Here is a 25255-nt window from a genome sequence, read left to right as displayed (position 1 = left end):
CGACTGTCACGCCGGCAACAGCTCCAGCCCACGAATGCGTCGGATGCCCAATCCCGGCGAATCGTCGATGTGAATCTGCGCCTGGTCGAAATGCGCGCCGCCCTCGGTGGGGTCGAACTGCCCGAGCGCAGGTGCATCCAGATCCGCCAAGGTGATGCTGTCGGCCTTGGCCACCGCCAGATGCACCGCGGCGGCCACGCTGATGCTGGATTCGATCATGCAGCCGATCATGCATGGCAACCCGTACAACCCGGCGATGTCGGCGATGCGGATGGCATTGGACAGGCCGCCGGTCTTCATCAGTTTGATGTTGATGATGTCGGCGGCGCGACGCTGAATCAGCTCGATCACCTGCGTGGGCGAGAAGACGCTCTCGTCGGCCATCACCGGCGTGTCGATGCGCGCGGTGACGAAGGCGAGCCCGTCGAGGTCGGCGGCCTTGACCGGCTGCTCCAGCAGCTCCAGCGCGATGCCGCCATCTTCCAGCGTGCGCATGGTGCGCACCGCTTGTTTGGGCGTCCAGCCCTGATTGGCATCCAGCCGCAGCGATGCGCGCCCGGCGACTGCCGCATGAATTGCCGTGACGCGTTCGACATCGGATTCGATGTCCTTGCCGACCTTGATCTTCAGTGCGCGATAGCCGCGCGCGAGCGCCGCTCGCGCCTGCGCCACCATGGTGTCGATGGCATCGACGCTGATGGTGATGTCGGTGGTGACACGCGGCGTGCCGCCACCGAGCAACTGGTAGAGCGGCGCACCGAACGCCTGCGCCCACAGATCGTACAGTGCGATCTCCACGGCGGCCTTGGCGCTGGTGTTGCGTTCGAGCGCGTGTTGAACGCGCCCGCATAGCCGGTTGAGATCGGCCACGTCCTGGCCAATCAGCTTGGGGCCGATGCAGTGTTCGATCGCGGCAATGATGCTGCCATGGGTGTCGCCGGTGATGGGGGCGGTCGCCGGCGCGGCGCCATACCCGATATGGCCGCTGTCGGTCTGCAATAGCACCACGACGTCCTCGATTGCCTGCACCGTGCGCACGGCGGTCTTGAACGGTGTTTTCAAGGGCACGCGCAGCATGCCAAGCCGGAAGCCGGTGATCTTCATCAGGTGCCCGTTGGAAAAACGCGTCGGATGCGGGTGATGTGGTCGATGAATGCAGTGCCATCGCTGGCAAGCAAGGGCAGCAACGGGGTGACCGACACGCCATTCAAATGCGCGCGCTGCACGCTGCCATCGGCGGCGCGGTAGCTGGCCCCAGCCACATCATGGATCACCCATGGCGCGCCATCTGCATGTCCGATCACCAGCATCACATGGCCTGGAATGTAGATTAGATCGCCAACCTGCAGCTGTGCGAGCCGTTGCAAGCGTTGCGCCAACGGTGCGCCAGCGTCGAAGGCAACACCGTGCAACACCGCGCTGCGCGCCTGGTCGCCGGTATTGCGAGGCAGCGCGAGACCGAGGCTGCGATAGACATCCAGCACGAAGCCGCTGCAATCGCGCGCATCGTAATCGTTGCCCCAGCCATAGCGTTCGCCAAGGAATTTGAAGGCCTGCCGGAGCAATGCGGCGTCGGTGGCGGGCAAGGCGCCGATGCGCACATCGGCACCGCGCGGAATCAACGCGGGTACCAGCTGCAGATGCCCCTTGGCACTGCGCCGTGGCAGCTGCACCACGTAAGCCGCCAGCGGCAATTGCCCGTTGACTGGCTGCTGCGGCGGCCAGTCGCCGAGCAAGGGCAGGCTGGTCCCCATGTCCAGCGTCAGTGCAGAAATCGCCGGACTTTCGGGTGTGTAGGCGGGTTGCGCGCGGGCTGCGGTGACGATCAGCCGTGGGCTGCGTTGTGCGTAATTCAGTACCTCGCTGCGGCTGCCTTCGGCAAGCTGCGTGCTTGCGATCCAGGCAGCGTAGTTGGCGGCGACCACGAACTTCCACGCGCCATCGGCGCTGCCGTGCAGGACCGCCACCGGCGTGCCGGGATATAGCGCCGATTCCTGGAAGCGGTCGATATCGCGGTCGTCAGCGCTGGTGAACACACGCTGGGCAGTGGGAAAGGTCCGCAATGCGCCACGTGCGACGACCAGCGCAAAGCGCAGCGGCACCTGTGCGGGTATCGCGTCCAATGCCAAGGCCCTGCGCAATGCGGCCAAGCGTGCGGCATCCAGACGCCGCCCATCTGCGTCGTACAGCGGGCGTGTCGGGATTGCCGATAACGCATCGATACGCGCTCTCACCTCGGTCGCGGGCAGTGCTTGGGGAAGTTGCGCGATGTCGTGCATCGATGCATCGTCGCGCAGCAGGCGTGCATTGACGTCGGCGATCTGCGCGGGATTGATCCGCGGGGTCTGCGCGTTGCTGCTGCGCTGGATCCAATACTCCGGGGTGAGCTGTGCATCGCTGACGATGAAGGGCGGTGCTTGGGCAACTGCCGTGGCAGCAGGTGTGGCGGCGCAGGGCAGCGCAAGCGCGATCAGCAGCAACAGCAGCAGGTGGCGCGACAAGGACATGCGGGGCTCAGGAGGAAGGCAGCCGCTGGCGAGCTGCGAGGCAAGACCGATAGTGGCATGCGGCGCAGGGCGTATCCACCTGTTCTGGCTGCGTGGCGAGATCGCCGGCAGTGGACGCTTGGGGGCACGTTGGTGCGGAGGTGCAGGAAGCCCGAGACCATCTTCATCGCAGCCGTGGACGCGCGCCTGGCCGTTACTGCCGTCTCCGCAATGGCGATGCTTGCCAAGCGGGGAGACACCGACTACGACTCAACGATGGCAGCGCACAAGGCAACGCTGCCGACGGGCCCATCGGCAGACGGCCGCACGAGCACGACTGGGCGGATAATGGTGTTGCGCAGGTCGTCCGGCCTTGCCAGGAGAAATCCGTGCTGCCCAGCTTTCCTCTCCCGTCATCCGTGTGGCTGCGGACCGCCGTTTGCCTGGTCGCGCTGTCGTTGGGTGCCTGCACGCACGCACCGCAGCGCAACCCACTGGCGCAGTGGGTGCCATCGCCCAATTACGACACGCGGCGACCGATCCTGATCGTGTTGCACTTCACCGACCAGCAGTCAGTCCAGCAAAGCCTGGGTACGCTGCGTGGCCGCAACAGCGGTGGGCGTGTCAGTGCGCACTATCTGATTGGCGAAGACGGGCAGCGCTACCAACTGGTCAGCGATGCGCAGCGCGCCTGGCACGGCGGGGCCGGTCGCTGGGGCACCATTACCGACATCAATTCGGCCTCGATCGGCATCGAACTGGACAACGACGGCAGCGAGCCGTTCGCGCCGGCGCAGATCGACAGCCTGTTGGTGTTGCTGGACGACCTGTGTCAGCGCCTGCGTATCCCGCGCACGCAGATCGTCGGCCACGAAGACGTGGCCCCGACGCGCAAGAACGACCCTGGGCCGTTGTTCCCCTGGAAGCGCCTGGCCGACGCCGGTTTCGGCCGCTGGCCCGCGGCCGACGCGCCCGCAGCCCCGGAAGGTTTCGACCCATGGCAGGCGCTTGCCCTGATCGGCTACAGCATCGACGATCCAGCCGCCACCCTGCAGGCGTTTCACCACCATTACCGCGGCAGCAGCGCCAGCACGCTGGATGCCGAAGACCTGCGGATCTTGTCTGCGTTGACCAGCCACGCGAGACCTTCCAGCCCGCGACCGGCGCTTGAGCCAACCGAAGGCGACAACCACTAGGCGCACAGGCATCGAGCCGTGCTGCCGCTGGCGGCGAACGAGCGCAGCATGACCTGCCGCGCAAACGCGGCATCTTGCAAGGGAACGGAAATGACGGACAACCTGCTGTTTCGGAATGGGCGCTGCTGGCGGCAGTGTGTTGTTCAAGGCGCTTTGCTGATGAGCGCCGTGGCGCCATCTGCGCTAGTCGCCGGGCAGGTGCATGTGTCTTCGGCAAGGACCGCTGCAGAGGCCGGCCTTGTGGATGTGCACGCCCTTGCGCCGGACATCGCATTGGACATGCGGTATGCAGGCAGCAACAACTTCACCGGACGGGTGGTGCCGGGGTATGACGCGCCGCGGTGCTACCTGTTGCGCCCGGCGGCCGACGCATTGGCACGGGTAGCGCGGACGCTCAAGGCCGAGGGTTATCGGCTGCAGGTGTTCGATTGCTATCGGCCGGTGCGGTCGGTGAAAGCATTCGTGGCCTGGGCTGCGGATCTGCAGGATCAGGCGACCAAGGCGCAGTACTACCCGCGGGTGGACAAGCGCGCACTGCTGGGCGATTACATTGCGCCTACCTCCGGGCATAGCCGTGGCGCGACCGTGGATCTGGGCTTGCTGGAGTGCCGGCCGGCCGGGTGCCGTGCAGTGGACATGGGCACAGGATTCGATTTCTTCGATGCGCGTGCGCACACCGACGCGCCCGACCTCAGCGCGGCGCAACGCACGCACCGCCAGCGCCTGCTGCAGGCGATGGCGGCCGAGGGATTTGCCAACTACCCGATGGAATGGTGGCATTTCACGTTTCGTCCCGAACCGACGCCCGAGACGGCCTACGATGTTCCGGTGGATTGACAGCGACCAGGCAACACATGCGTGATCGCTGATCGATCTGCGCATGCTCGCGATCGGTTGGCCGCTTGCTGGGCGCGTGGATGCGACACGCAAGCAGCGCGCGTGGATGCAGGGCATGGTGTCGACATCGGCCGCGCTTACAGGGTCGGGTACGCGCTCGCCTCGCGCAGACAGGGCTGGCATCGGTCGCCTCACCGGCAACGGCGCAAGCACCAGCGCAGCAGCAGTCGTACACTCCGATGTCCGCCAGCAGCAGCGGCCGGCGTCGACCGCCACGTCCGGTCACTCGCTTCGATAGATCCAAGGAACCGCCATGTTCGACCCGGAACGCTTTGTCGATATCGCCTGCCCGTACTGCGGGGAGTGGATCACGCTGGCGCTGGATCTGACCGGCGGCGACCAGCATTACATCGAAGATTGCCAGGTCTGCTGCAAGCCGATCACGGTGAGCGTGCGCTGGGACGAAGAAGGCGAAGCGCAGGTGAGTGCGCGTGGCCAGGACGACGCCTGAGCCATTGTGCGGGTCGCCGCATCTGGCCCGCCTGTGCTTGCGATGCGCGACGGTATTGCGCCCGACTGCGTCCGGATGCCGGCAATCGCCTGCCATCTACAGATCGCCCCGACTGCCATCGGCCTGGCAGTCTCCAGTTGGTTCAGGGCACCTGCGTTGCCAGGCGCGCGGATCCAGGCGCTGCAGCCGCTAGACTGGTGCGCCTGCTGCCTGGATCCTCACAATGAATTTGCCCCTGCATTTCGGCCTGCTCGGTTCACTGGAGGCCGGGCTGATCGCGCTCATCCTGGGCGTGGTGGTCTTTGCGGCGGTGGAGTGGGGCGGGCGGCGGCTGCAGTTCAACCATGGCCACACGCTGGGCATTGCCTGCCTGCTGGCCGTGGCCATCGGTGCCGGGTACGACATCTGGCATCTCGTCTACACCAGCATCGTGCGGCTGGAATCGCCGTTGTATGCGCGCCTGGCGCTGGCCAAGATCCACGACCCCAACGAACTGGGCTCGCGCGTGGTGCTGGAAGTGGCCGGCGCGCTCGCTGGCGTGGTGCTTGGTTGGAAACTGTTCAGTTCCGGGAGCTGGGAGAACGACCCGCCAAGCGCCTGAGAGTGCGGCATAAAATGCGGGGCAGATCGCAAATTTTCATGCATTGAATGAGGCGCTTCGGTTTGACTCACTTACGCCTAACAGGCGTCTAGCCGCAAACATTCAGGCTGTGGTTAAAAGTCTGTTTTGCGCGAAATTGCGCTGGGTTGGGCGTTCATTTGCGCTGGGTAGGGTGGTGCCATGTGCGGCGACACCGCGCATTCCCAAGCATACGGAGACCACCCTAATGAAGAATCGCAACCGCACCTCGCTGCTCGCCGCTACCGCCGCCCTTGCTGCCGCCCTGGCGCTGCCGGCGATGGCGCAAAGCACCTCACAGGACGCAGCGGCGCAGTCGGGCAGTTCGGCCACCTCCGCCCAGTCGAGCGGTGCAAGCTCCGGTGGTGGCCAGACCTGGGCCAGCGTGGACACCGACAGCGATGGCGCCATCAGCAAGCAGGAAGCGCAGGTCAACGCGGGCCTTGCGCAGATCTTTGATCAAGCCGACGGCAACACCGATGGCAAGTTGACCCCGGATGAGTACAAGGCGTTCGTTGCCAAGCAGCAGGGTGGCGGTGCCACCGGTTCGCAGGGCAACTAAGCCAGGTTCGACGCACCGCTAAGGTTTCGCAGGAATGTATAGGTGCGGAGCGCTGGCACAGAGCCCGATCAGCGCTCAATGTCAGTATTGAGCTGCAACAGCAACAGGATGGACACGCGGGAGCGATCTGCCAGGGTCGCTCCCGTTTTGTTGACGTCTGCCGCGATAGGGTGGGCCGTTCCGTGTCGGGCGCCGTCCATCATGTCGCACTTACGCTTTGCACTCCTGCTCGGGTTGGCGAACCCCGTGCTTGCGCTCGCCGTGCCGCCGGTGCTGCCCCCCGCCACCCCCACGGCGTCGGTGCCGGCAACCGCTGGCAACGCCACTCCGGCGATGGCGCCGTTGCCGATCGATCCGCCGGCTCCGGCCACCACGCCCTTGCTGCCGACCGCACCCAGGCCCGCCAAGTCCACGGGCGGTGCCGAAGCGTCCCCTACCACCGCTGGCAGCCTGGCACCGCGCAGCTTCCGCAGCCTGGATACAGACGCCGACGGATCGCTGACGCCGGCCGAGGCAAGTGCCGATCCGGTGTTGCGCGAAAACTTCTCCAGCTTCGACAGCAACGGCGACGGGCGCCTGTCGCGCGAGGAATTTGCCAGCTATCAGCCTGGCCCGGGCGATGCGGCAGGCGATTGAGCACGGCGCCATACCGGTGCGCTGCTAGAATTGCCCGATGAGCTCACTTGCACAGCGCGACGGCCAGGCGATCCAACTGGTCGGCTTCGATGGCGACGATACCCTCTGGAAAAGCGAGGACTATTACCGCACTGCCGAAGCGGATTTCGAAGCGATCCTGGCCGGGTACCTGGATCTGGGCGACAGCCGCATGCAGCAGCATCTGCTGGCGGTGGAGCGCCGCAATCTCAAGGTCTTCGGATATGGCGCCAAGGGCATGACGCTGTCGATGATCGAAACCGCGATCGAACTGACCCAGGCGCGCATTGCCGCGCACGATATCCAGCGCATCGTCGAGATCGGCCGCGTCACGCTGCAGCATCCGGTAGACGTGATTGCCGGCGTGCGCGAGGCGGTCGGTGCGATTGCCGCTGAGTACCAGGTGGTGCTGATCACCAAGGGCGACCTGTTTCACCAGGAGCAGAAGATCGAGCAATCCGGCCTGGCCGATCTGTTCCCGCGGGTGGAAGTGGTGTCCGAAAAGGATGCGCGGACCTATGCGCGCGTGCTCGGCGAATTCGGTTTGCCGGCGCAGCAGTTTGCAATGATCGGCAATTCGCTGCGTTCGGATGTGGAACCGGTGCTGGCCATCGGTGGTTGGGGCATCTACACACCGTACGCGGTGACCTGGGCGCACGAACAGGAGCACGGTGTCGCTGCCGACGAACCGCGCATGCGCGAAGTGCCCGACGCCGCCGGCTGGCCGGCAGCGGTGCAGGCGCTGGATGCGTTGGCGCGGCGGCAGGGCTAGAGCGTGTTGTGTGCGTTGAGGTGAGTGCGAGGCATCCTGTGGCGCGTCCAGACGAGGCGTGCGCTGCGGCCCAGGCTGGCAGCCTGGGCGAAGCGCGCAACGCAGGATCGGCGCGCACTGGACGCTTCCGGGAGGATTGGACGTCAGCGGCACGGAGCGGGCCGCCAACGCATCTCATCTCAACGTGCATAACATGCTCTAAGCTGGGCCGGGTCGCCGCGGGCTGGCGAGACTGATCTGGCTCGATGCGTCAAAGAGCGGGCGCTGCATGGCGCCCAACGACAGGATGTTAACGGCCCGCACGGTGCGCGGCCGAGCTTGGAGGGAGTGCCGATGACCATGTTGTCCATGACCCAGCGCGCCAGCGTGGCCTTGTTGCTCGGGCTGCTGATCGGCGCCGTGCCCCTGGCGGCCGCCGAGCTGGAAGAAGAAATCATCAATCCGAGCGAAGTCATCTTTCGCAACGGGCAGCCTTACTACGACGACGGTGGCGACTACATCCGCCTGCGGAGCCGTCAGGTGGATGGTGAGCTGGTGTATTTCCGCACCGTGCGCTTCGATCGTGAGCAGGGCTACGTGGACGCGCGCGGCGAGAGCGTCGCCAGGTTGCAGGCTCGACCTAGCGAGCGCGATCGCAGCGCCGGGTTTGTCGGCGCCTGGTATGACGACCGTTATGCGGGCGATGGCGGATATCGGGGTGGAGCTGGCCCATTCCGTCTTGGTGCCTCGCGCAATCGCCCCTACGGCCAGATTTACTATGGCAATGGTCTGTATGGTCCGGATCCGTACAGCAGTCCGCACAATCGCGACGCGCGCCAGCGTTACATCGGTCCTGGCTACATTGGCTCCTGCGATCTAAGCGGTTGCCGCGAGGTTCACCAGTTCGGGTTTTACGAGCTGCGCTAGGCGTCAGGGCCCGGCCCGTGCCACCGGGCGTATCGTGCGTCATCGCCGCGCAGATGCAGTGGCCGACCTTTCGGCCGAACCCTGGACTGCGCGCGGCGGCCGACAAACACGCAATGGCTGGTTGGCATCAGCGCGCACCGGGCCGCTGCGGCCCAAGCGCTCATCGCCGCCCGGTAGCGCAGCGAGTGCGGCTGCGCTTGCTCGCCAGGCATAGCTCGTTGCAAAGCGTGTGTGCCCGGTGCCCAGCAGCGGCGCTTGATCCGGCGCCCGCCTGACAGCACCGCACGCATGCGGCATCATCGCTGCATGCCTGTCTCCCGCTCCTCCGTATTGCGCTGCGTGCCATTGCTGGTGGCATCGCTGTGGCCGGCATTGGGCGCTGCGCAGGCCTCGCCGGCATCGGCTACCGCGGCTGTAACCGAAGAGGCGGCGCCAGCGGTGACGCCCGGCACTGGCGACGCCTGGGTGGATCAGCACCTGGCCGACATGGGCAGTTATGCGCAGCGCTATCCGGCCAGCTTCATCGACGAGGTGGCGCGCTATACCGGCACGCCGCGCGCGTATGTGCAGGCGCTGCTGCAAGTGCACGGCTGGCATGCGGGGGATATCTATTTCGCATGCTTCTGGGCGCAGACCGTGCAGCTGTCGTGCCGCGACACGGTACGCGCCTATAGCCGCGACCATCGCGATGGCTGGGAGGGTGTGGTCACGCGGCTGTCGGTGGCGCCGGACAACCTGCACATGCGCGCGCTGCGGCAGGCCATCGTCGCCAGCTACGACCGCTGGGAACGTCCGATCACCCTGGACGCATTGCTGCGGCGCCAGCTCGGCGATCATGCGCAGCGCCTGGAAGCGGCGCGCCAGGCCAGCGAAGCGGCCGAAGCGGCGGCGCAGGCCGGTCTCTGACGCGGCTGCTGCGTCGTGGCGCCATGCACGTACCGGCATGGCGCGGCTGTCCGCGCAGCAACGTATTGGCTGCGCAGACAGCCGCACCGCTGGTCGACGCAGGCCGCGGTCGGCGAGAATGCGGTACCGCTGGCGTCGTGCCGGCACTGCCCAAGACCAGCCCATGCGCGATACCGACTTTGTCTCTCCCGATCAGATCCGCAGCTGGTTCGCCCAGGCGATGTCGGACATGTATCGCGCCGAGGTGCCGTTGTATGGCGATTTGATGTCGCTGGTGGCACAGGTCAATGCGCAGACGCTGCAAGCCAATCCGGCGCTGGCGCAGCGGCTGCAGCGCAACGACGAGCGCGCTCGGCTGGATCTGGAACGCCACGGCGCCATCCGCGTTGGCACGGCAGCCGAATTGGCGACCTTGCGTCGGTTGTTCGCCGTGCTGGGCATGCAGCCGGTGGGCTATTACGACCTGTCGGTGGCCGGCGTGCCGGTGCATTCCACCGCATTCCGCCCGATCGACGAGGCGGCGCTGTCGGCAAATCCGTTTCGCGTGTTCACCTCGCTGCTGCGGCTGGAACTGATCGAAGACGCCGCCCTGCGCGCACAGGCCGAGCAGATCCTGCAGCAGCGCCAGATCTTTACCGCCGGCGCCCTGCAGTTGATCGAACGCCACGAACGGCAAGGCGGGCTGGATGCCGACCAGGCGCGGCAGTTCGTGGCCGAAGCGCTGGAAACCTTCCGTTGGCATGGCGATGCCACGGTGTCGCTGCCAACCTATCGCGCGCTGAGCCAGGCGCATAAGTTGATTGCCGATGTGGTGAGCTTCCACGGCCCGCACATCAATCACCTCACGCCGCGCACGCTGGACATCGATGCGGCGCAGGAACAGATGCAGCGCGCCGGCATCGATGCCAAGGCGGTGATCGAGGGGCCGCCGCGTCGGCGCGTGCCGATCCTGTTGCGGCAGACCAGCTTCAAGGCACTGGAAGAGCCGGTGCGTTTTGTCGGCGATGACGGGCAGCCGGAACACGGCACCCATACCGCACGCTTCGGCGAGATCGAGCAGCGCGGCCTTGCCCTCACGCCAAAAGGCCGCGCGCTGTACGACGCGCTGCTGGCGCAGGCACGCGACGCCGATGGCGCCGGCAGCACCGGCACCGATTACGCCACCCGGCTGCAGACTGCCTTCGTGGCCTTCCCCGATGACGAGGCGTTGCTGCGGCAGGAAGGGCTGGGCTATTTCCGCTATACGCTCACCGACGCCGGCCGCGCCGATCCCGCGCAGGTGGCCGCGATGCCGGCAGAAACCGCGCTCGCGCTCGGCTTGGTCAGTGCCGACCCGATCATTTACGAAGATTTCTTGCCGGTCAGCGCGGCCGGCATCTTCCAATCCAATCTCGGTGGTGCCGAGCAACGCGCCTATGCCGCCCATTCGAGCAAGCGCAGTTTCGAGCAGGCGCTGGGTGCGCAGGTGCACGACGAATTCGCGCTGTATGCGCAGTTAGAGCGGGAGTCCCTGCAGGGGTTGCTGGTGTAGCACGCGCCCGCCGCATCTTGCCTGGCATTGCGTCGGCGTCGCCGGGCAGCGCCCGCCGGCGTGGCGGCGGTTGTGGAAAACCTCCCGGAAATGGCAGCAGATCAACGCATCTGCCCGGCGGTGCCGCAGTGCAGTGAAGGCCGCGGCGACGGGCTGGGCGGTCAGTCGATGCGAAACCTCAGTGCGCCTGTGTGGCCGGGCGACGCGCCGCTGCGCGTTCTGCACGGCGTGCGCGCGCACGTGCGCGACGCGCCTTCCAGCGCTCGCTCAGGCACGAGAAGATCACGTACAGCGCCGGGGTGCTGAGCAGGGTCAGGCTCTGCGAGAACACCAGCCCGCCAATCATCGCAATACCCAGGGGACGGCGCAGCTCCGAACCTTCGCCCAGGCCCACCGCCAGCGGCACAGCGGCCAGGATCGCCACCATCGTGGTCATCATGATCGGGCGGAAGCGCACGATCGAGGCCTCCCGTGCGGCTGCGCGCGCATCCATGCCGTGCACGCGCTGCGCCACCAGCGCGAAGTCGATCATCATGATGGCGTTCTTCTTGACGATGCCGATCAGCAGCACCAGCGCGATCATCGAGATCACCGACAGTTCGGTGTTGGTGATGAACAGCGCCAGCAGCGCGCCCACGCCGGCGGCCGGCAATGTGGACAGGATGGTCACCGGATGGATCAGGCTCTCGTAGAGCATGCCCAGCACGATGTAGACGGTAAGCACTGCGGCCAGCAACAGGATGCCCATCGAATTGGGACTGTGCTGCACGTTGAAGCTGTCGTCGCCACTGAGGCGGATGCCGTCGGGCATGCGCAGGCCCTGTACGGTGGATTTGATGATCAGATTCGCCTCGCCCGTGCTCACGCCCGGCGCCAGGTTGTAGCTCAGATCCATCGTGGTGTACTGGTTTTCGTGGATGATCTGCGGCGGCGCCAGCCCCGGTGCCTGGGTGGCGACGGCGGTGATCGGCACCATCTGGCCGGCACGGTTGGGCACGAAGATCTGATCCAGCGCCTTGGGGGTGGCGGTCTGCGACGGCAGTGCATTGACCACCACGCTGTACTGATTGAGGTCGGAATAGATGGTGGAAATGGAGCGCTGGCCGAACGCGCCATACAGCGCGCCATCGATGGCGCCCACCGAGATGCCCAGGCGCGCGGCCTTGGCGCGGTCGATCACGATGTTCTGGCGCAGGCCCGCGGTATCCACGTCGGTACCGACATCGCGCAGGTGCGGGTTCTTTTTCAGCGCAGCCTGCAGTTTGGGAAGCCATTCCTGCAGCTGCGCCAGGTCGTTGCCCTGCAACGACACGCGATATTGCGCGCCCTGGCTGGTGCCGCCGCCGCCGTCGCTGGGCAGGTCCTGGATCGCACGCAGGCGCAGGTCCAGGTCCGGGTAACGGTCGGCCTTGGCGCTCAGGCGCGCGACCACTTCGGCGGTGGTGTCGCGACGGCCCTCATCGCGCTTCTTGAGCTCGATATTGAACGATGCGCTGGAGCCCTGACGGCCGGAGCCCAGGCGTGCCCCGACGGTTTTCACCGCCGGGTCGGCCATCAGCATGTCGGTGATGCGGCGCTGGCGGCTGACCATGTCGGCAAACGACACCGTGGCGCTGGAATTGGCGCGGCCCCAGATCAGGCCGGTGTCCTGCGCGGGGAACGAGCCCTTTTTGACCGCACTGCCCAGGAAGATGGTGGCGGCGATCAGCAACAACGGCGTCAACGACAGCAGGAGTGCGTGGCGCAGCGAGAAATCCAGCGCCACCGTGTACACGCGCAGCATGCGTTCGTGCATGCGGTCCAGCCAGGCGCCGAAACGGCCGGGTTTTTCTGGCTCGGTGTGCGGCGACAGGAAGCGGCTGCACAGTGCCGGCGTCAAGGTGAGCGAGACCAGCATCGACACCACGATCGCCGCCACCAGGGTCACGGTGAACTCGCGGAAGAACGCACCGATCATGCCGCTGGCGAACAGCATCGGGATGAACACCGCCACCAGCGAGGCGGTGATCGAGACGATGGTGAACCCGATCTCGCGCGCACCGGCCAACGCCGCGTCCAGGCGCGACATGCCTTCGTCCAGATGCCGCATGACGTTTTCGATCACCACGATCGCATCGTCGACCACGAAGCCGATGGCAATGACCAACGCCAGCAGGCTGAGGTTGTTCAAGGTGAAGCCAAGCACGTACATCACCAGCGCCGAGCCGGCCAGCGACAGCGGCACGGTGACAGCGGCGATCAGGGTTGGCGCCAGCCGGCGCAGGAACAGCGCCATGGTCAGGATCACCATCGCCAGGCTGATCATCAGCGTGGCTTGCACCTCGTGCAGCGAGGCGCGAATGGTGGGCGTGCGGTCGAAGTAGGGCGTGAGCGTGGTGCCGGGCTGCAGATAGCTGCGCAGTTCGGGAATCTGCGCCTTCACCTGGTCGACGGTTTCGACGATGTTGGCGCCGGCGCGGGTGAAGGCATACATCACCACCGCCGGCTTGCCGTTGAACCAGGCAGCTTGATAGGCGTCCTGCTGGCCGTCGTAGACGGTGGCCACATCGCCCAGCCGCACGATGCGTCCGTTGGACTGGGTGGAGATCGCCAACTGCGCAAAATCGGCGGCCTTGGACACCGAATCGTTGGAGATGATGGCCATGGTGGTGTTGCCGTCGGACAGGAATCCGGTCGGCGAGGTCACATTGGCCGCACGCACCGCATTGCGCAGATCGTCCGGGGTCAGGCCCAGCGCGTTGAGTGCGCGCAGGTCCACGTCCACGCGGACTGCCGGGGTGGATGCCCCGGCGATGTCCACCGAGCTGATGCCGGTGATCTGGCGCAGCCGCTGCGCCAGCAGCGAATCGGCCACGTTGTAGAGCTCATCGGCCGATTGCGTCTCCGAGGTCAGCGCAATGGCGATCACCGGGTCGTCGTTCGGGTTGGCCTTGGAGTACATCGGCGTCCCGAGCCCGGAAGGCAGGTCCGATTGCGATGCGTTGATCGCGGTCTGGATGTCCTGCGCGGCCGAATCGATGTTGCGGCTGCTCTGGAACACCAGCACCACCAGGCTGCTGCTCTCCGAGCTGGAGGAGCGCATGCGGTCGATCCCGGGCAATTGGCCCAGGTGACGTTCCAGCGGCGCGGTGACGGTGGAGGCCATGGTGCTGGCGTCGGCGCCGGACTGGGTGGCGTGCACGAAGATGATGGGAATCTGGATGTTCGGCAGCGCCGCCACGCCCAGCCGCAGGTAGCACATCAATCCGATCACGAACAAACCGATCGCCAGCAGCGAGGTGCCGATCGGGCGCTTGATGAAGGGCGCGGAGATGTTCATGGGGCCACTGCCGGGATTCGGGAATCGGGAATCGGGAATCGGTAAAGGCCAAAGCCAAAGCCAAAGCCAAAGCCGATGTCACTGGCGCAGGTGCGCCGGCGACGCTGCGGGCCTGCGTGCCGGTCGGCGATGACGCTACCGATCCTCATGCCGGGCGCTCCGAGCTCGGCGCCGGGTTCATGCCGTCACGCTGGGCAGCGCGCCGCGCACGCCATGCGCGCAGGCGCTCGCCGGCGCGTTCCATGTACAGATAGATCACCGGGGTGGTGTACAGCGTGACCAGCTGCGACAGCAGCAGGCCGCCGACGATGGCAATACCCAGCGGGCGGCGCAGTTCCGAGCCGATCCCGGTGCCCAGCGCCAGCGGCAACGCGCCCAGCATGGCCGCGGCGGTGGTCATCATGATCGGGCGGAAGCGCAGCAGGCAGGCGCGCCGGATCGCATCGTGCGCGCTCGCCCCTTCGCGGCGTGCGTCGATGGCGAAGTCGATCATCATGATGGCGTTCTTCTTGACGATGCCGATCAGCAGCACGATGCCGACGATGCCGTCCACCGACAGGCTCAGCCCGCACAGCATCAGCGCCAGCAACGCACCGACACCGGCCGGCGGCAGCGTGGAGATGATGGTCAGCGGGTGGATGTAGCTTTCGTACAACACGCCCAGCACGATGTAGATCACCACGATCGAGGCCAGCAGCAGCCAGACGATATCGGTCTGGCTGCCGGTGAATTCGGCCGCCTTGCCGACGAACTGCGCATGCACCTGGGTCGGCATCTTGAGTTCTTCGCGTGCCTTCTCGATCGCCGCCACCGCCTGCGACAACGAATGCCCCGGCGCCAGGTTGAACGAGATGGTGACGGCCGGCAGCTGTTGCTGGTGGCTCACCACCAACGGTGTGTTGGTGACCTTGGCTTCGGCCAGCGCGGCCAGCGGGATGATGCTGCCGGCACCGACCACGATGCCGGTGTTCTGCGCGCCCACGCCGGTGGCGGTGGACGAGTTGGACGAGGTGACCTGGCCGAAGCTGGTGGCGTTGGTGCCGGTGAGCGCGCCGCTGCCGTTGCTGGCCACGGCCAGCTGGTTCATCAGGGCGGTGCTGGTGCGGAATTCCGGCGCTACTTCCAGCACGACGCGGTACTGATTGAGCTCGGTGAAGATGGTGGAGATCTGGCGCTGGCCGAAGGAGTCGTAGAGCGTGTCGTCGATGGTCTGCATCGGCACGCCGAGCATGCTGGCCTTGTCGCGGTCGATGCTCAGTTCCAGTGCACGCCCCTGGTTGGCCAGGTTGTTGTCCACATCCGCCAGCTCGGGCAGTTTGCGCATCGATTCGGTCATGCGCCCGGCCCAGGTGGCCAGCTCGCTGCTGTCCACGTCCGAGATCGAATACTGGTATTCGGTGGCGGCCACGCGCGTGTCCAGGGTGACGTCCTGCACCGGCTTGAGGAACAAGGCCACGCCCGGAATGCCGGCCACTGCCTTCTGCAGGCGCGGCAGCACCTCGTCCAGGCCCTCGCGCTCGCCGCGCGTCTTCAGCACGATCGACAGCTGGCCCTGGTTGAGCGTGGGGTTCATGGTGCCGGCGCCGATGAAGGCGGCCACGCCGGTCACCGCCGGGTCCTTGCGCAACGCGGCGGCCACCGCCTGGGTGCGTTGCTCCATCTGCGGAAACGCCACGTTCTGGTCGGCCTGCACCACACCGGTGATCAGGCCGGTGTCCTGCTCGGGCAGCAAGCCCTTGGGAATGGCCACATACAGCACCACCGTCAACGCCACCGCACCGATCGCCACGGCCAGGGTCAGCGGTTGGTGGGCAAGCACCCAGTCCAGGCTGCGCTCATAGGCGCCCACGGTCCGCGTCCACAGGTTGGTCTTGCCGGCGGCGGTTGCGCGCTCGTGCGCGTCTTCGCCTTCGGGCAAGGCATCGGGCTTGAGCAGGTAGGCGCACATCATCGGCGTCAACGTCAACGACACCAGCATCGAGATGACCACCGCAATCGACAGCACCCACGCAAACTCGTGGAATAGCCGCCCGGTGACGCCCGGCATCAGCAGCAGCGGCAGGAACACCGCCACCAGCGACACGGTCAGCGACAACACGGTGAAGCCGATCTGTTTGGCGCCGATCTCGGCCGCTTCCGGCCCGCTCTTGCCCTGCTCGATGTAGCGCACGATGTTCTCGATCATCACGATCGCATCGTCGACCACGAACCCGGTGGCCACCACCAGCGCCATCAAGGAGAGGTTATCCAGCGACATGCCGGCGAAGGCCATCACCCCGAAGGTGCCTGCCAGCGACAACGGCACCGCCACCGAGGGGATGATGGTCGCCCACAGCCGGCGCAGGAACACGAAGATCACCGCCACCACCAGCGCGATGGTCAGCACCAGGGTGAACTTCACCTCGTGCACCGAGGCGCGAATGGTTTCGGTGCGGTCGGAGAACACCTCCAGATGCACATCGGCCGGCAACACCGAGCGTAGCTGCGGCAGGATGTTGCGGATCTGCTCCACCGTCTGCACGATGTTGGCGCCGGGCTGGCGGCGGATCTCCAGCAGCACCGCCTGCTTGCCGTCGGCCCAGGCGGCCAGCTGGTCGTTCTCCACCCCATCGACCACGTTGGCCACGTCCGCCAGCCGCACAGGGCGGCCGTCCTTGTAGCTGATGATGGTCTCGCGGTACTGCGCCGCGTCGGTGAGCTGGTCGTTGGTGCCGATGCTGTAGGACTGGGTCTTGCCGTTGAGCGAGCCCTTGGGCGCACTGACGTTGGTCTGGGTCAGCGCGCTGCGCAGCGACTCCATGGTCAGGCCCATGTTCGACAGCTGCGCCGGGTTGACCTGGATGCGCACCGCAGGGCGCACGTTGCCGGCGATCGACACCAGGCCCACGCCCGGCACCTGCGACAGTCGCTGGGCCAGGATCGCATCGGCATAGCGGTTGACCTCGCGCAGTGGCAGCGAATCGGAGGTGAGCTTGAGCGTGAGAATCGCCGCATCGGCCGGATTGACCCGGTTATAGACCGGCTGGTACGGCAGCGAAGAGGGCAGGGTGGCCTGGCGGATCGCCGCCTGCACATCCTGCGAGGCGATATCGATATCGCGCTCCATCGAGAACTGCAGAATGATGGTGGACAGGCCCGCCGACGAATCGGAGGTCATCATCTGCAGGCCGGAGATCTGCCCGAACTGGCGCTCCAGCGGCGTGGTGACCAGCGAGGCCATGGTGGTCGCATTGGCGCCGGGATACTGGGTGGTGACGACCAGGCTGGGCGCGTCGATTTCCGGCAATGCCGAGACCGGCAATTGACGGTAGCCCAGGATGCCCAGCAGCAGGACGCCGGCCATCAACAACGAAGTGGCGATCGGGCGGCGGATGAAGATGGTCGAAAAGCCCACGGGGGGTGTCCTTGCTGAAGACGTCAGGCGAAGCCGGCGCATGCAACGCCGGCGCACATCGGCGACGGAAGTTCCGTCGCCGGTGGTCGAGAGTTAGCGCGGACCGCCGCCACGACGGCCGCCGGGGCTGCCACCACCACGGCTCTGTTTGTCCTTGGCGGCCTTGAGTTCGGCCTCGGTCGGTTCCGGCGGCGTCTCGCCCGGCTTGAGCGCGCTGACTTTGCTGCCCGGCTTCAGGCGGAACTGGCCTTCGGTCACCACGCGCTCGCCGGGCTTGAGGCCCTTGGTGATCTGCACATGGCTGTCGTCCACTTCCACGCCCTGCACCACGGTGCGCATCTGGGCGGTGTTGTCGCTGCCCACCACGTACACGTAATCGCCGTCCGGGCCGCGCTGCACCGACTGGGACGGCACCACGGTGCCGCCGGCGATGGTGCGCAGCTGCAGGCGCACATTGACGAACTGGCCCGGCCATAGCGCGTTGTCGGTGTTTTTGAAGATCGCGCGTGCGCCAAAGGTGCCGCTGTCGGCGGAGATGCGGTTGTCGATCACATCCAGCTTGCCGTCGCTGCTGATCACGTGCGCATCGCCACGATCCAGTGCCGCCACGGCCAGCGGCGCCGCCGTTTGACCGGTACGCACGGCCTGCAACTCACGCTCGGGCAGGTTGAACGACACGTAGATCGGGCGGATCTGGGTCAGGGTGACGATCGTGGAGCTGCTGGTGACGATGTTGCCCACGTCCACGCCACGGATGCCGGCGATGCCGTCGATCGGCGCGGTGACGCGGGTGAACTGCAATTGCACCTGCGCCGAGCGCATCTGCGCATCGTTGGCCGCAACCGCCGCCTCGTACTGGGCAACCTGGTTGCGTTGGGTATCCAGGTCCGTGCGCGAGACGTACTGCTTGTAAGCCGGGTCGTTGGAACGCTGATAATTCACCCGCGAGGTCGCCAGCAGCGCCTGGTTCTGGCGTTTGGCGGCCAGGGCCTGGTCGTAGCTTGCCTGCAGCGTGCGCGGATCGATCTGCGCCAGCAGATCGCCCTTCTTCACTTCCTGGCCTTCCTTGAAGTTCAGGCTCATCAGCTGGCCGCCCACCTGCGGGCTGACGGTGACCGTGTTGAGCGCGGTGACCGTGCCCAGCGCGCTGGCATAGACCGGAACATCCTGCGTGGTGGCCGCTACCACCGTCACCGGCACCGGGCCGCCGTTGTCCGGATCATTGCCGTCCGGCGCGCCTGCGCGCTTGCCGTGATTGCCCCCACCCATCATCCGCACTGCGACGAACACCACGACAAGCACTGCGACAACCAGCAGTGTGATCTTCCAAAAACGCGACATGCGACAACTCCTGAGGGCGGGCCGGGCGCATGGGTGCGACCGTGGGGCGGCGGTGCAAAGCATATCGTTGCGCTTCACCAATTGAGCATTACTGAAGTAACGGCTTGGCCGGCGAAACGACCGCAACGGTCACACTTGCACTGCAGCGGCAACGCGCCACGGTGACCGCGGTTGACCGCCGGGCTGAATCGGGCCCCACTGCAGCCCATCCGGCACCCGCCTGCACTACATTAAGCAACCATCTTTCAAGGATTGCCGATGCGCCCCTCCCGCCTGCTGACCAGCGCGCTGCTGCTCGCCCTGCCCACGCTCGCCACCGCGCAGGCCGCGCAACGGCCCGAAGTCCAGGCCGCCGCCTCCTCGCTGCAGGCCAAGGTGGTGCAATGGCGCCGCGACTTCCACCAGCACCCGGAGTTGTCCAACCGCGAAGAGCGCACTGCCGCCACCGTGGCTGCGCAGCTGCGCAAGCTGGGCCTCAAGCCGCGCACCGGCATCGCCCATCACGGCGTGGTGGCCATCATCAAGGGCGGCAAGCCGGGGCCGAAGATCGCCCTGCGTGCCGACATGGACGCGCTGCCGGTGACAGAGCAGACCGGGCTGCCGTTCGCCTCCAAGGCCACCGCCCAATATCGCGGCGAGCAGGTCGGGGTGATGCACGCCTGCGGCCACGACGCGCATACCGCCATCCTGCTCGGCGTGGCCGAGGCGCTGGTAGGCATGCGCGAGCAGTTGCCCGGCGAAGTGATGCTGATCTTCCAGCCCTCCGAAGAAGGCGCGCCCGGCAACGAAGAGGGCGGTGCCTCGCTGATGCTCAAGGAAGGCCTGTTTGCCGACTTCAAGCCGCAGGCGGTGTTCGGCCTGCATGTGTTCTCCAGCGTGCAGGCCGGCAAGATCGCGGTGCGCAGCGGCCCGCTGATGGCGGCCTCGGACCGCTTCGCGATCAAGATGATCGGCCGCCAGACCCATGGCTCGGCGCCGTGGAACGGCATCGACCCGATCGTGGCCAGCGCCGACATGATCGGCGCCGCACAAACGGTGATCAGCCGCCGCGCCAACCTGTCCAAGCAACCGCCGGTGCTGAGCTTCGGCGCGATCAAGGGCGGCATCCGCTACAACATCATCCCCGACGATGTGGAAATGGTCGGCACCATCCGCACCTTCGACGAAGGCATGCGCCAGCAGATCTTTGCCGACCTGAAGAACGTGGCCGAGCACACCGCTGCCGCGCATGGTGCCAAGGTGGACGCGAAGGTGCCCGACCAGGACGGCAATCCGGCCACGGTCAACGACCCGGCCCTGACGGCCAAGATGCTGCCCAGCCTGCAGGCGGTGGTGGGTGCGGACAACGTCTACGAGCCGCCGTTGCAGATGGGCGCCGAAGACTTCTCGTTCTATGCCCAGCAGGTGCCGTCGATGTTCTTCTTCGTCGGTTCCACTGCCAAGGGCATCGACCCGGCCACTGCGCCCAGCAACCATTCGCCGCAGTTCCTCTTGGACGAGTCCTCGCTGGATGTGGGCTTGCGCGCGCTGTTGCAGGTGTCGCTGGATTATCTGCAGCAGGGGTGAATCGGGAATCGGGAATCGGGAATCGTCTGCGGCTGGGCGATTCCAGATTTCGCTGGTTGGGCCGGCGGCGTGATTGTGGAGCGGCGATCTTAGGGCGTTCCATCGGCTTTCTTTCACGCGTTGCCGTACACCTCACGGCCAGCCCGTGCGGCCTAAAATGGCGGCATGAATACCCCAGAAGATTCCACCCTCGGTCGTGAGGTCGCCTATCCGAGCGGCTACGACCCGTCGTTGCTGTTTCCGATTCCGCGCGCGGCCGGGCGCGAGGCCATCGGGCTGGTCGGTGAGCTGCCGTTTATCGGCCGCGATCGCTGGCATGCCTACGAACTCAGCTGGCTGGATGCACAGGGCAAGCCCTGCGTGGCCACCGCCACCTTGCATGTACCCTGCGATTCGCCCTCGCTGATCGAATCCAAGTCGCTCAAGCTGTATCTCAACTCGCTCAACGCCACCCGCTTCAACAGCGCCGAAGCGGTGCGCACGCGCATTGCGACCGATCTGTCCACGCGCGCCGGTGCCGACGTGGCGGTGGAGTTCGGCCTGCCGCCGATCGATGCGGTCGGCGAGGGCGAGTCGGTCGACACGCTGGATGTCAGCATCGACGATTACGGCCCGCCGAACGCGGCCTATCTCTGCGCACTCGCGCAGCCAGTGGTGGAAGAAGTGCTGACCTCGGCCTTGCTCAAATCCAATTGCCCGGTGACTGGCCAGCCGGATTGGGCCAGCGTGACCTTGCGTTACCGCGGCGCACCGATCGACCGCGAGGGATTGCTGCGTTATCTGGTGAGTTTCCGCGACCACGCCGAGTTTCATGAGCAATGCGTCGAGCGCATTTTCAACGATGTGCTGACGCAGTGCGCGCCGCAGTGGCTGGTGGTGGAAGCGCGCTACACACGTCGTGGCGGCCTGGACATCAACCCGCTGCGCAGCTCGGCCAGTGTGCCGATGCCACTGTCGATCTTCCGCGACCTGCGTCAGTAGGTCGCGCGCAGGTGGGATCGCGCGGGCTTCACGGCGGCGCGATCCACGCTTAACGGCGCCCCGCGCACCCTGCCGACACCGCGATGCACAGGGATTGCAGCAATGAGTGTCGACAAGAAAGCAGATTTCTCCAACGTCACCTCATCGGTCGATAGCACCGCCGAGGTGACGCCTGCGCCCGATTTTTCCAACGTGCGTACCAGTGTGCAGAGCACCGCGCAGCTTGTTGAAGAATCGGTCACCGTCCAGGCCGGCGACAGCCTCTCCAGTATTGCCAAGCGTCATCTGGGCGATGGCAATCTGTGGCCACGTATTTTCGAAGCCAACCGCGAAACGCTGCAGGATCCGGACAAGATCTTTCCCGGGCAGATCCTGCGCCTGCCTGCGAAGTCGTAATGGCAGGTCCGTTTCCAGTCGCAGGCGGCGACACGATTCAACACACCTAGACACCCACTCGAGCACTGCCATTGCAGATGTTCTGGCTACCGGAGAATCGATTTATGCGTATCACCTCTGTTTCGAGCAGCTTGGCCCTCGCCTTGGCCGGCGTTCTCGCAGTATCCGGCTGCAGCAAGAAGGCCGACGACGACAGCGTCTCCAAGGACCCCACGTCCGGCGCCGCGACCGAAGCGATGCCCGGCCCGGCTGCCACCCCTCCGGCCAGCGATCAGGCCGCCCAGGGCAGCGCGACCGGTGCGGCCAGCACCGATAGCGGTGCTGCGATGGGGAGCGCGGTGACGGTGTCCAGCGTGGCGGTCGACACCCAGGCCGCGGCCGACAAGACGGTGACGCCGGCGACCAGCGTCGGCAGCAAAGACACCATCATCGTCTCGGTGAAGACCGACGGTAGCGCGAGCAACGTGGCAGTGTCTGCAAAGCTGACCTACCAGGATGGTCAGGTGGCCGGCGAACAGAACGCGACGTTGAACACCACCGGTGCCGAAACCACCAACTTGAGCTTCAGCAAGCCCGATGGCTGGCCGGCCGGCACCTACACCGCGCAAGTCATGGTGGATGGCAAGCCTGCAGGTAATCCGCAGACCATCACCGTCAAGTAAAGATGTGCGACGCAACAGTGGTGCGCAGCCTTGGTTGCGCGTCGCTACGGCGCCAGTCCACGGGTGGCTGGACGTTGCACCGAGCCACGCAAGCAGGGCGCGACCGATCAGGTCGCGCCTTTTTGTTGCATCGCATTCGTTACAGCTGCATCCATGTCGATTGCCCTGGTGACGGGACGAAGCATCCGCCTGTGGTCGCTTTACCCGGGCGCGGCTCAGACGCGACAATGCCGTGCTGATCCATCGCCGCATCCAACGCGCTGGCCGACCGGTGTGCCATCAACGACCCCTGTCGCGCGCACCACGGCCCTCGTCCGTGGATGCAGGCGCTCCTCCCGACCACAAGAGCCATCGCACCTCATGTCGAAGACACCGAAGATCCTCTATACGCTCACCGACGAAGCACCCTACCTGGCCACGCAGTCGCTGCTGCCGATCATCGATGCCTACACCGATACCGCCGGCATCGTGGTCGAAACGCGCGATATCTCGCTGGCAGGACGCATCCTGGCGCTGTTTCCCGAGCAGCTCAACGATGCGCAGAAGATCGCCGACGACCTGGCCGAACTGGGCGAACTGGCCACCACGCCGGAGGCCAATATCATCAAGCTGCCCAACATCAGCGCCTCGGTGCCGCAGCTCAAGGCCGCGATCAAGGAGCTGCAAGGCCAGGGCTATGCACTGCCGGCGTATCCGGACGAGCCCAAGGACGCTGCGGAAAAAGACATCAAGGCGCGCTACGACAAGGTCAAGGGCAGCGCGGTGAATCCGGTGCTGCGCGAAGGCAATTCCGACCGTCGTGCGCCGTTGTCGGTCAAGAACTACGCACGCAAGCATCCGCACCGCATGGGCAAGTGGAGCAGCGCGTCCAAGTCGCATGTCGCGCACATGGATGCCGGTGATTTCTTCGGTAGCGAGCAGTCGACCACGCTGGCCGACGCCGGCACGCTGAAGATCGAATTCGTCGGTGCCGATGGCAGCAGCACCGTGTTGAAAGACAAGGTAGCGGTGAAGGCGGGCGAAATCGTCGACGCTGCCGTACTGAGCAAGCGTGCGCTGGCCAGCTTCATCGACGCGCAGATTGCCGATGCCAAGGCCAAGGATGTGCTGTTCTCGGTGCATCTGAAAGCCACCATGATGAAGGTCTCCGATCCGGTGCTGTTCGGCGTGGTGGTCGGCGAGTTCTACAAGGACACGCTGAGCAAGCATGCCGATGCGCTCAAGTCGGTCGGCTTCGATCCCAACAACGGCATCGGCGATCTGTACGCACGTATCACGTCGCTGCCGGAAGCCAAGCAAGCCGAAATCAAGGCCGATATCCAGGCCGAATACGCGCAGCGCCCGGGCCTGGCGATGGTCAACTCCGACAAGGGCATCACCAACCTGCATGTGCCCAGCGACGTGATCGTCGATGCTTCCATGCCGGCGATGATTCGCGACTCCGGCCAGATGTGGAACGCGCAAGGCAAGCTGCAGGACACCAAGGCGGTGATTTCGGATCGTTGCTATGCCGGCGTGTACCAGGCAGTGATCGACGACTGCAAGGCGCACGGTGCCTTCGATCCGGCCACCATGGGCTCGGTGCCCAACGTGGGGCTGATGGCGCAGAAGGCAGAAGAATACGGCTCGCACGACAAGACCTTCCAGATGGCCGCCGCCGGCACCGTCAAGGTCACCGATGGCAACGGCAAGACGGTGTTCGAGCACGCGGTGGAAGCCGGCGATCTGTGGCGCATGTGCCAGGTCAAGGACGCGCCGATCCAGGACTGGGTGAAGCTGGCCGTGGAGCGCGCCCGCCTGAGCGAGACGCCGGCGGTTTTCTGGCTGGACAAGGCGCGCGCGCACGATGCGCAGGTGATCGCCAAGGTCGAGCAGTATCTGAAGGATCACGACACCAACGGCCTGGATATCCGCATCCTGCCGCCGGTGGAAGCGACCACGTTCTCGCTGGAGCGCATCCGCAAGGGCCAGGACACCATCTCGGTCACCGGCAATGTGCTGCGCGACTACCTCACCGACCTGTTTCCGATCATGGAGCTGGGCACCAGTGCCAAGATGCTCTCCATCGTGCCGCTGATGGCCGGTGGCGGCCTGTTCGAAACCGGTGCCGGTGGTTCGGCGCCCAAGCATGTGCAGCAGTTTGTCGAAGAGAACTGCCTGCGCTGGGATTCGCTGGGTGAATTCCTGGCCCTGGCCGCATCGCTCGAGCATCTGGGCAACCGTTACGACAACCCGTCGGCCACGGTGCTGGCCAAGGCGCTGGATGTCGCCAACGGTCAGTTCCTGGACAACAACAAGTCGCCCGCGCGCAAGGTCGGCGAGCTCGACAACCGCGGCAGCCACTTCTACCTGGCGATGTACTGGGCGCAGGCCCTGGCCGCGCAGACCGAAGACACGGCATTGCAGGCCAAGTTCGCGCCGCTGGCCAAGGCCCTGACCGAGAACGAGGCCACCATCCTGGCCGAGCTCAACGGCGCGCAGGGCAAGCCGGTGGAAATCGGCGGTTACTACCATCCCGACCTGGCCAAGGTCAGCGAGGCGATGCGCCCGAGCAAGACCTTCAACGACATCCTGGCGACGCTGAACGCCTGAGTCGCCGCACCACCTGCGGTCTTT

The 25255-nt window shown here is 65.8% G+C and carries 20 protein-coding genes; 15 read left to right on the top strand and 5 right to left on the bottom strand.

Going from position 1 to position 25255, the window contains the following annotated elements; translation table 11 throughout:
* Positions 1-6: 6 nt before the first annotated feature.
* Entirely contained in the window at positions 7-1104 is a 1098-nt protein-coding gene (locus ACCQ03_RS19275; protein WP_209227275.1) for a dipeptide epimerase, read from the bottom strand.
* A complete protein-coding gene (locus tag ACCQ03_RS19270) occupies positions 1104-2507 on the bottom strand; it encodes a C40 family peptidase (RefSeq protein WP_057677436.1) in 1404 nt (467 codons plus the stop codon). The genes ACCQ03_RS19275 and ACCQ03_RS19270 overlap by 1 nt, the downstream gene beginning before the upstream one ends.
* A 368-nt stretch (positions 2508-2875) precedes the next feature.
* Between ACCQ03_RS19270 and ACCQ03_RS19265 the strand changes: the two genes are divergently transcribed.
* The 10 genes from ACCQ03_RS19265 (at position 2876) to hglS (ending at position 10980) form a co-directional block, all read left to right on the top strand.
* Complete coding sequence (locus ACCQ03_RS19265; RefSeq protein WP_057677437.1) at positions 2876-3682, top strand: N-acetylmuramoyl-L-alanine amidase; 807 nt, start codon at positions 2876-2878, stop codon at positions 3680-3682.
* Positions 3683-3772: 90 nt separating this feature from the next.
* Positions 3773-4519: a M15 family metallopeptidase gene (locus tag ACCQ03_RS19260; RefSeq protein ID WP_209227276.1), complete on the top strand. Its 747-nt coding sequence runs from the start codon at positions 3773-3775 to the stop codon at positions 4517-4519.
* A 313-nt stretch (positions 4520-4832) separates the two neighbouring features.
* A complete protein-coding gene (locus ACCQ03_RS19255) occupies positions 4833-5030 on the top strand; it encodes a CPXCG motif-containing cysteine-rich protein (protein WP_057677439.1) in 198 nt (65 codons plus the stop codon).
* Between the two features lie 223 nt (positions 5031-5253).
* Positions 5254-5631 (top strand): hypothetical protein, encoded by a 378-nt coding sequence (locus ACCQ03_RS19250; protein WP_057677440.1) that lies wholly within the window; start codon positions 5254-5256, stop codon positions 5629-5631.
* 226 nt (positions 5632-5857) lie between these two features.
* Positions 5858-6211: an EF-hand domain-containing protein gene (locus ACCQ03_RS19245; RefSeq protein ID WP_005911460.1), complete on the top strand. Its 354-nt coding sequence runs from the start codon at positions 5858-5860 to the stop codon at positions 6209-6211.
* Between the two features lie 234 nt (positions 6212-6445).
* Complete coding sequence (locus ACCQ03_RS19240; RefSeq protein ID WP_081023172.1) at positions 6446-6847, top strand: EF-hand domain-containing protein; 402 nt, start codon at positions 6446-6448, stop codon at positions 6845-6847.
* A gap of 37 nt (positions 6848-6884) precedes the next feature.
* The gene (locus tag ACCQ03_RS19235) at positions 6885-7637 is read left to right on the top strand and encodes an HAD family hydrolase (protein WP_057677442.1); all 753 of its coding nucleotides are present in this window, start codon (positions 6885-6887) and stop codon (positions 7635-7637) included.
* Between the two features lie 333 nt (positions 7638-7970).
* The gene (locus ACCQ03_RS19230; RefSeq protein ID WP_057677443.1) at positions 7971-8543 is read left to right on the top strand and encodes a hypothetical protein; all 573 of its coding nucleotides are present in this window, start codon (positions 7971-7973) and stop codon (positions 8541-8543) included.
* 288 nt (positions 8544-8831) lie between these two features.
* Entirely contained in the window at positions 8832-9449 is a 618-nt protein-coding gene (locus tag ACCQ03_RS19225; protein WP_057677445.1) for a hypothetical protein, read from the top strand.
* Positions 9450-9612: 163 nt separating this feature from the next.
* Positions 9613-10980 (top strand): 2-oxoadipate dioxygenase/decarboxylase HglS, encoded by a 1368-nt coding sequence (hglS, locus tag ACCQ03_RS19220; protein ID WP_209227278.1) that lies wholly within the window; start codon positions 9613-9615, stop codon positions 10978-10980.
* Between the two features lie 178 nt (positions 10981-11158).
* Here the strand turns inward: hglS and ACCQ03_RS19215 are convergent, their stop codons facing one another.
* The 3 genes from ACCQ03_RS19215 to ACCQ03_RS19205 form a co-directional block, all read right to left on the bottom strand.
* Positions 11159-14299 (bottom strand): efflux RND transporter permease subunit, encoded by a 3141-nt coding sequence (locus ACCQ03_RS19215; RefSeq protein WP_209227280.1) that lies wholly within the window; start codon positions 14297-14299, stop codon positions 11159-11161.
* A gap of 145 nt (positions 14300-14444) precedes the next feature.
* Complete coding sequence (locus ACCQ03_RS19210) at positions 14445-17693, bottom strand: efflux RND transporter permease subunit (protein WP_057678777.1); 3249 nt, start codon at positions 17691-17693, stop codon at positions 14445-14447.
* 93 nt (positions 17694-17786) lie between these two features.
* The gene (locus tag ACCQ03_RS19205) at positions 17787-19034 is read right to left on the bottom strand and encodes an efflux RND transporter periplasmic adaptor subunit (RefSeq protein WP_209227282.1); all 1248 of its coding nucleotides are present in this window, start codon (positions 19032-19034) and stop codon (positions 17787-17789) included.
* A 258-nt stretch (positions 19035-19292) separates the two neighbouring features.
* On the opposite strand from ACCQ03_RS19205, the gene ACCQ03_RS19200 reads away from it, so the two are divergent.
* The 5 genes from ACCQ03_RS19200 to ACCQ03_RS19180 all read left to right on the top strand — a co-directional run bounded on the left by ACCQ03_RS19200 (position 19293) and on the right by ACCQ03_RS19180 (position 25231).
* Complete coding sequence (locus tag ACCQ03_RS19200) at positions 19293-20600, top strand: M20 family metallopeptidase (protein ID WP_209227283.1); 1308 nt, start codon at positions 19293-19295, stop codon at positions 20598-20600.
* Positions 20601-20765: 165 nt separating this feature from the next.
* Positions 20766-21581, top strand: a complete 816-nt coding sequence (queF, locus tag ACCQ03_RS19195; RefSeq protein ID WP_057678775.1) for an NADPH-dependent 7-cyano-7-deazaguanine reductase QueF — start codon at positions 20766-20768, stop codon at positions 21579-21581.
* A 102-nt stretch (positions 21582-21683) separates the two neighbouring features.
* Positions 21684-21977, top strand: coding sequence for a LysM peptidoglycan-binding domain-containing protein (locus ACCQ03_RS19190; RefSeq protein ID WP_057678774.1), 294 nt, complete (start codon positions 21684-21686; stop codon positions 21975-21977).
* 104 nt (positions 21978-22081) lie between these two features.
* Positions 22082-22639 (top strand): RodZ family helix-turn-helix domain-containing protein, encoded by a 558-nt coding sequence (locus ACCQ03_RS19185; protein ID WP_209227284.1) that lies wholly within the window; start codon positions 22082-22084, stop codon positions 22637-22639.
* 360 nt (positions 22640-22999) lie between these two features.
* The gene (locus ACCQ03_RS19180) at positions 23000-25231 is read left to right on the top strand and encodes an NADP-dependent isocitrate dehydrogenase (RefSeq protein ID WP_209227285.1); all 2232 of its coding nucleotides are present in this window, start codon (positions 23000-23002) and stop codon (positions 25229-25231) included.
* The last annotated feature ends 24 nt before the right edge of the window (positions 25232-25255 follow it).

Source organism: Xanthomonas sp. NCPPB 3569, assembly GCF_041475645.2.
Lineage (GTDB): Bacteria > Pseudomonadota > Gammaproteobacteria > Xanthomonadales > Xanthomonadaceae > Xanthomonas > Xanthomonas phaseoli.
Note: the sequence above shows the minus strand (reverse complement) of the source record. Positions and strands in the feature narration are given on the sequence as shown.

Bases quoted from the DNA above. Each gene is read 5' to 3' on its own strand.
- ACCQ03_RS19275 (WP_209227275.1), bottom strand. From the start codon at position 1,104: ATGAAGATCACCGGCTTCCGGCTTGGCATGCTGCGCGTGCCCTTGAAA.
- ACCQ03_RS19270 (WP_057677436.1), bottom strand. From the start codon at position 2,507: ATGTCCTTGTCGCGCCACCTGCTGCTGTTGCTGCTGATCGCGCTTGCG.
- ACCQ03_RS19260 (WP_209227276.1), top strand. From the start codon at position 3,773: ATGACGGACAACCTGCTGTTTCGGAATGGGCGCTGCTGGCGGCAGTGT.
- ACCQ03_RS19255 (WP_057677439.1), top strand. From the start codon at position 4,833: ATGTTCGACCCGGAACGCTTTGTCGATATCGCCTGCCCGTACTGCGGG.
- ACCQ03_RS19250 (WP_057677440.1), top strand. From the start codon at position 5,254: ATGAATTTGCCCCTGCATTTCGGCCTGCTCGGTTCACTGGAGGCCGGG.
- ACCQ03_RS19245 (WP_005911460.1), top strand. From the start codon at position 5,858: ATGAAGAATCGCAACCGCACCTCGCTGCTCGCCGCTACCGCCGCCCTT.
- ACCQ03_RS19235 (WP_057677442.1), top strand. From the start codon at position 6,885: ATGAGCTCACTTGCACAGCGCGACGGCCAGGCGATCCAACTGGTCGGC.
- ACCQ03_RS19230 (WP_057677443.1), top strand. From the start codon at position 7,971: ATGACCATGTTGTCCATGACCCAGCGCGCCAGCGTGGCCTTGTTGCTC.
- ACCQ03_RS19225 (WP_057677445.1), top strand. From the start codon at position 8,832: ATGCGGCATCATCGCTGCATGCCTGTCTCCCGCTCCTCCGTATTGCGC.
- hglS (WP_209227278.1), top strand. From the start codon at position 9,613: ATGCGCGATACCGACTTTGTCTCTCCCGATCAGATCCGCAGCTGGTTC.
- ACCQ03_RS19215 (WP_209227280.1), bottom strand. From the start codon at position 14,299: ATGAACATCTCCGCGCCCTTCATCAAGCGCCCGATCGGCACCTCGCTG.
- ACCQ03_RS19205 (WP_209227282.1), bottom strand. From the start codon at position 19,034: ATGTCGCGTTTTTGGAAGATCACACTGCTGGTTGTCGCAGTGCTTGTC.
- ACCQ03_RS19200 (WP_209227283.1), top strand. From the start codon at position 19,293: ATGCGCCCCTCCCGCCTGCTGACCAGCGCGCTGCTGCTCGCCCTGCCC.
- queF (WP_057678775.1), top strand. From the start codon at position 20,766: ATGAATACCCCAGAAGATTCCACCCTCGGTCGTGAGGTCGCCTATCCG.
- ACCQ03_RS19190 (WP_057678774.1), top strand. From the start codon at position 21,684: ATGAGTGTCGACAAGAAAGCAGATTTCTCCAACGTCACCTCATCGGTC.
- ACCQ03_RS19185 (WP_209227284.1), top strand. From the start codon at position 22,082: ATGCGTATCACCTCTGTTTCGAGCAGCTTGGCCCTCGCCTTGGCCGGC.
- ACCQ03_RS19180 (WP_209227285.1), top strand. From the start codon at position 23,000: ATGTCGAAGACACCGAAGATCCTCTATACGCTCACCGACGAAGCACCC.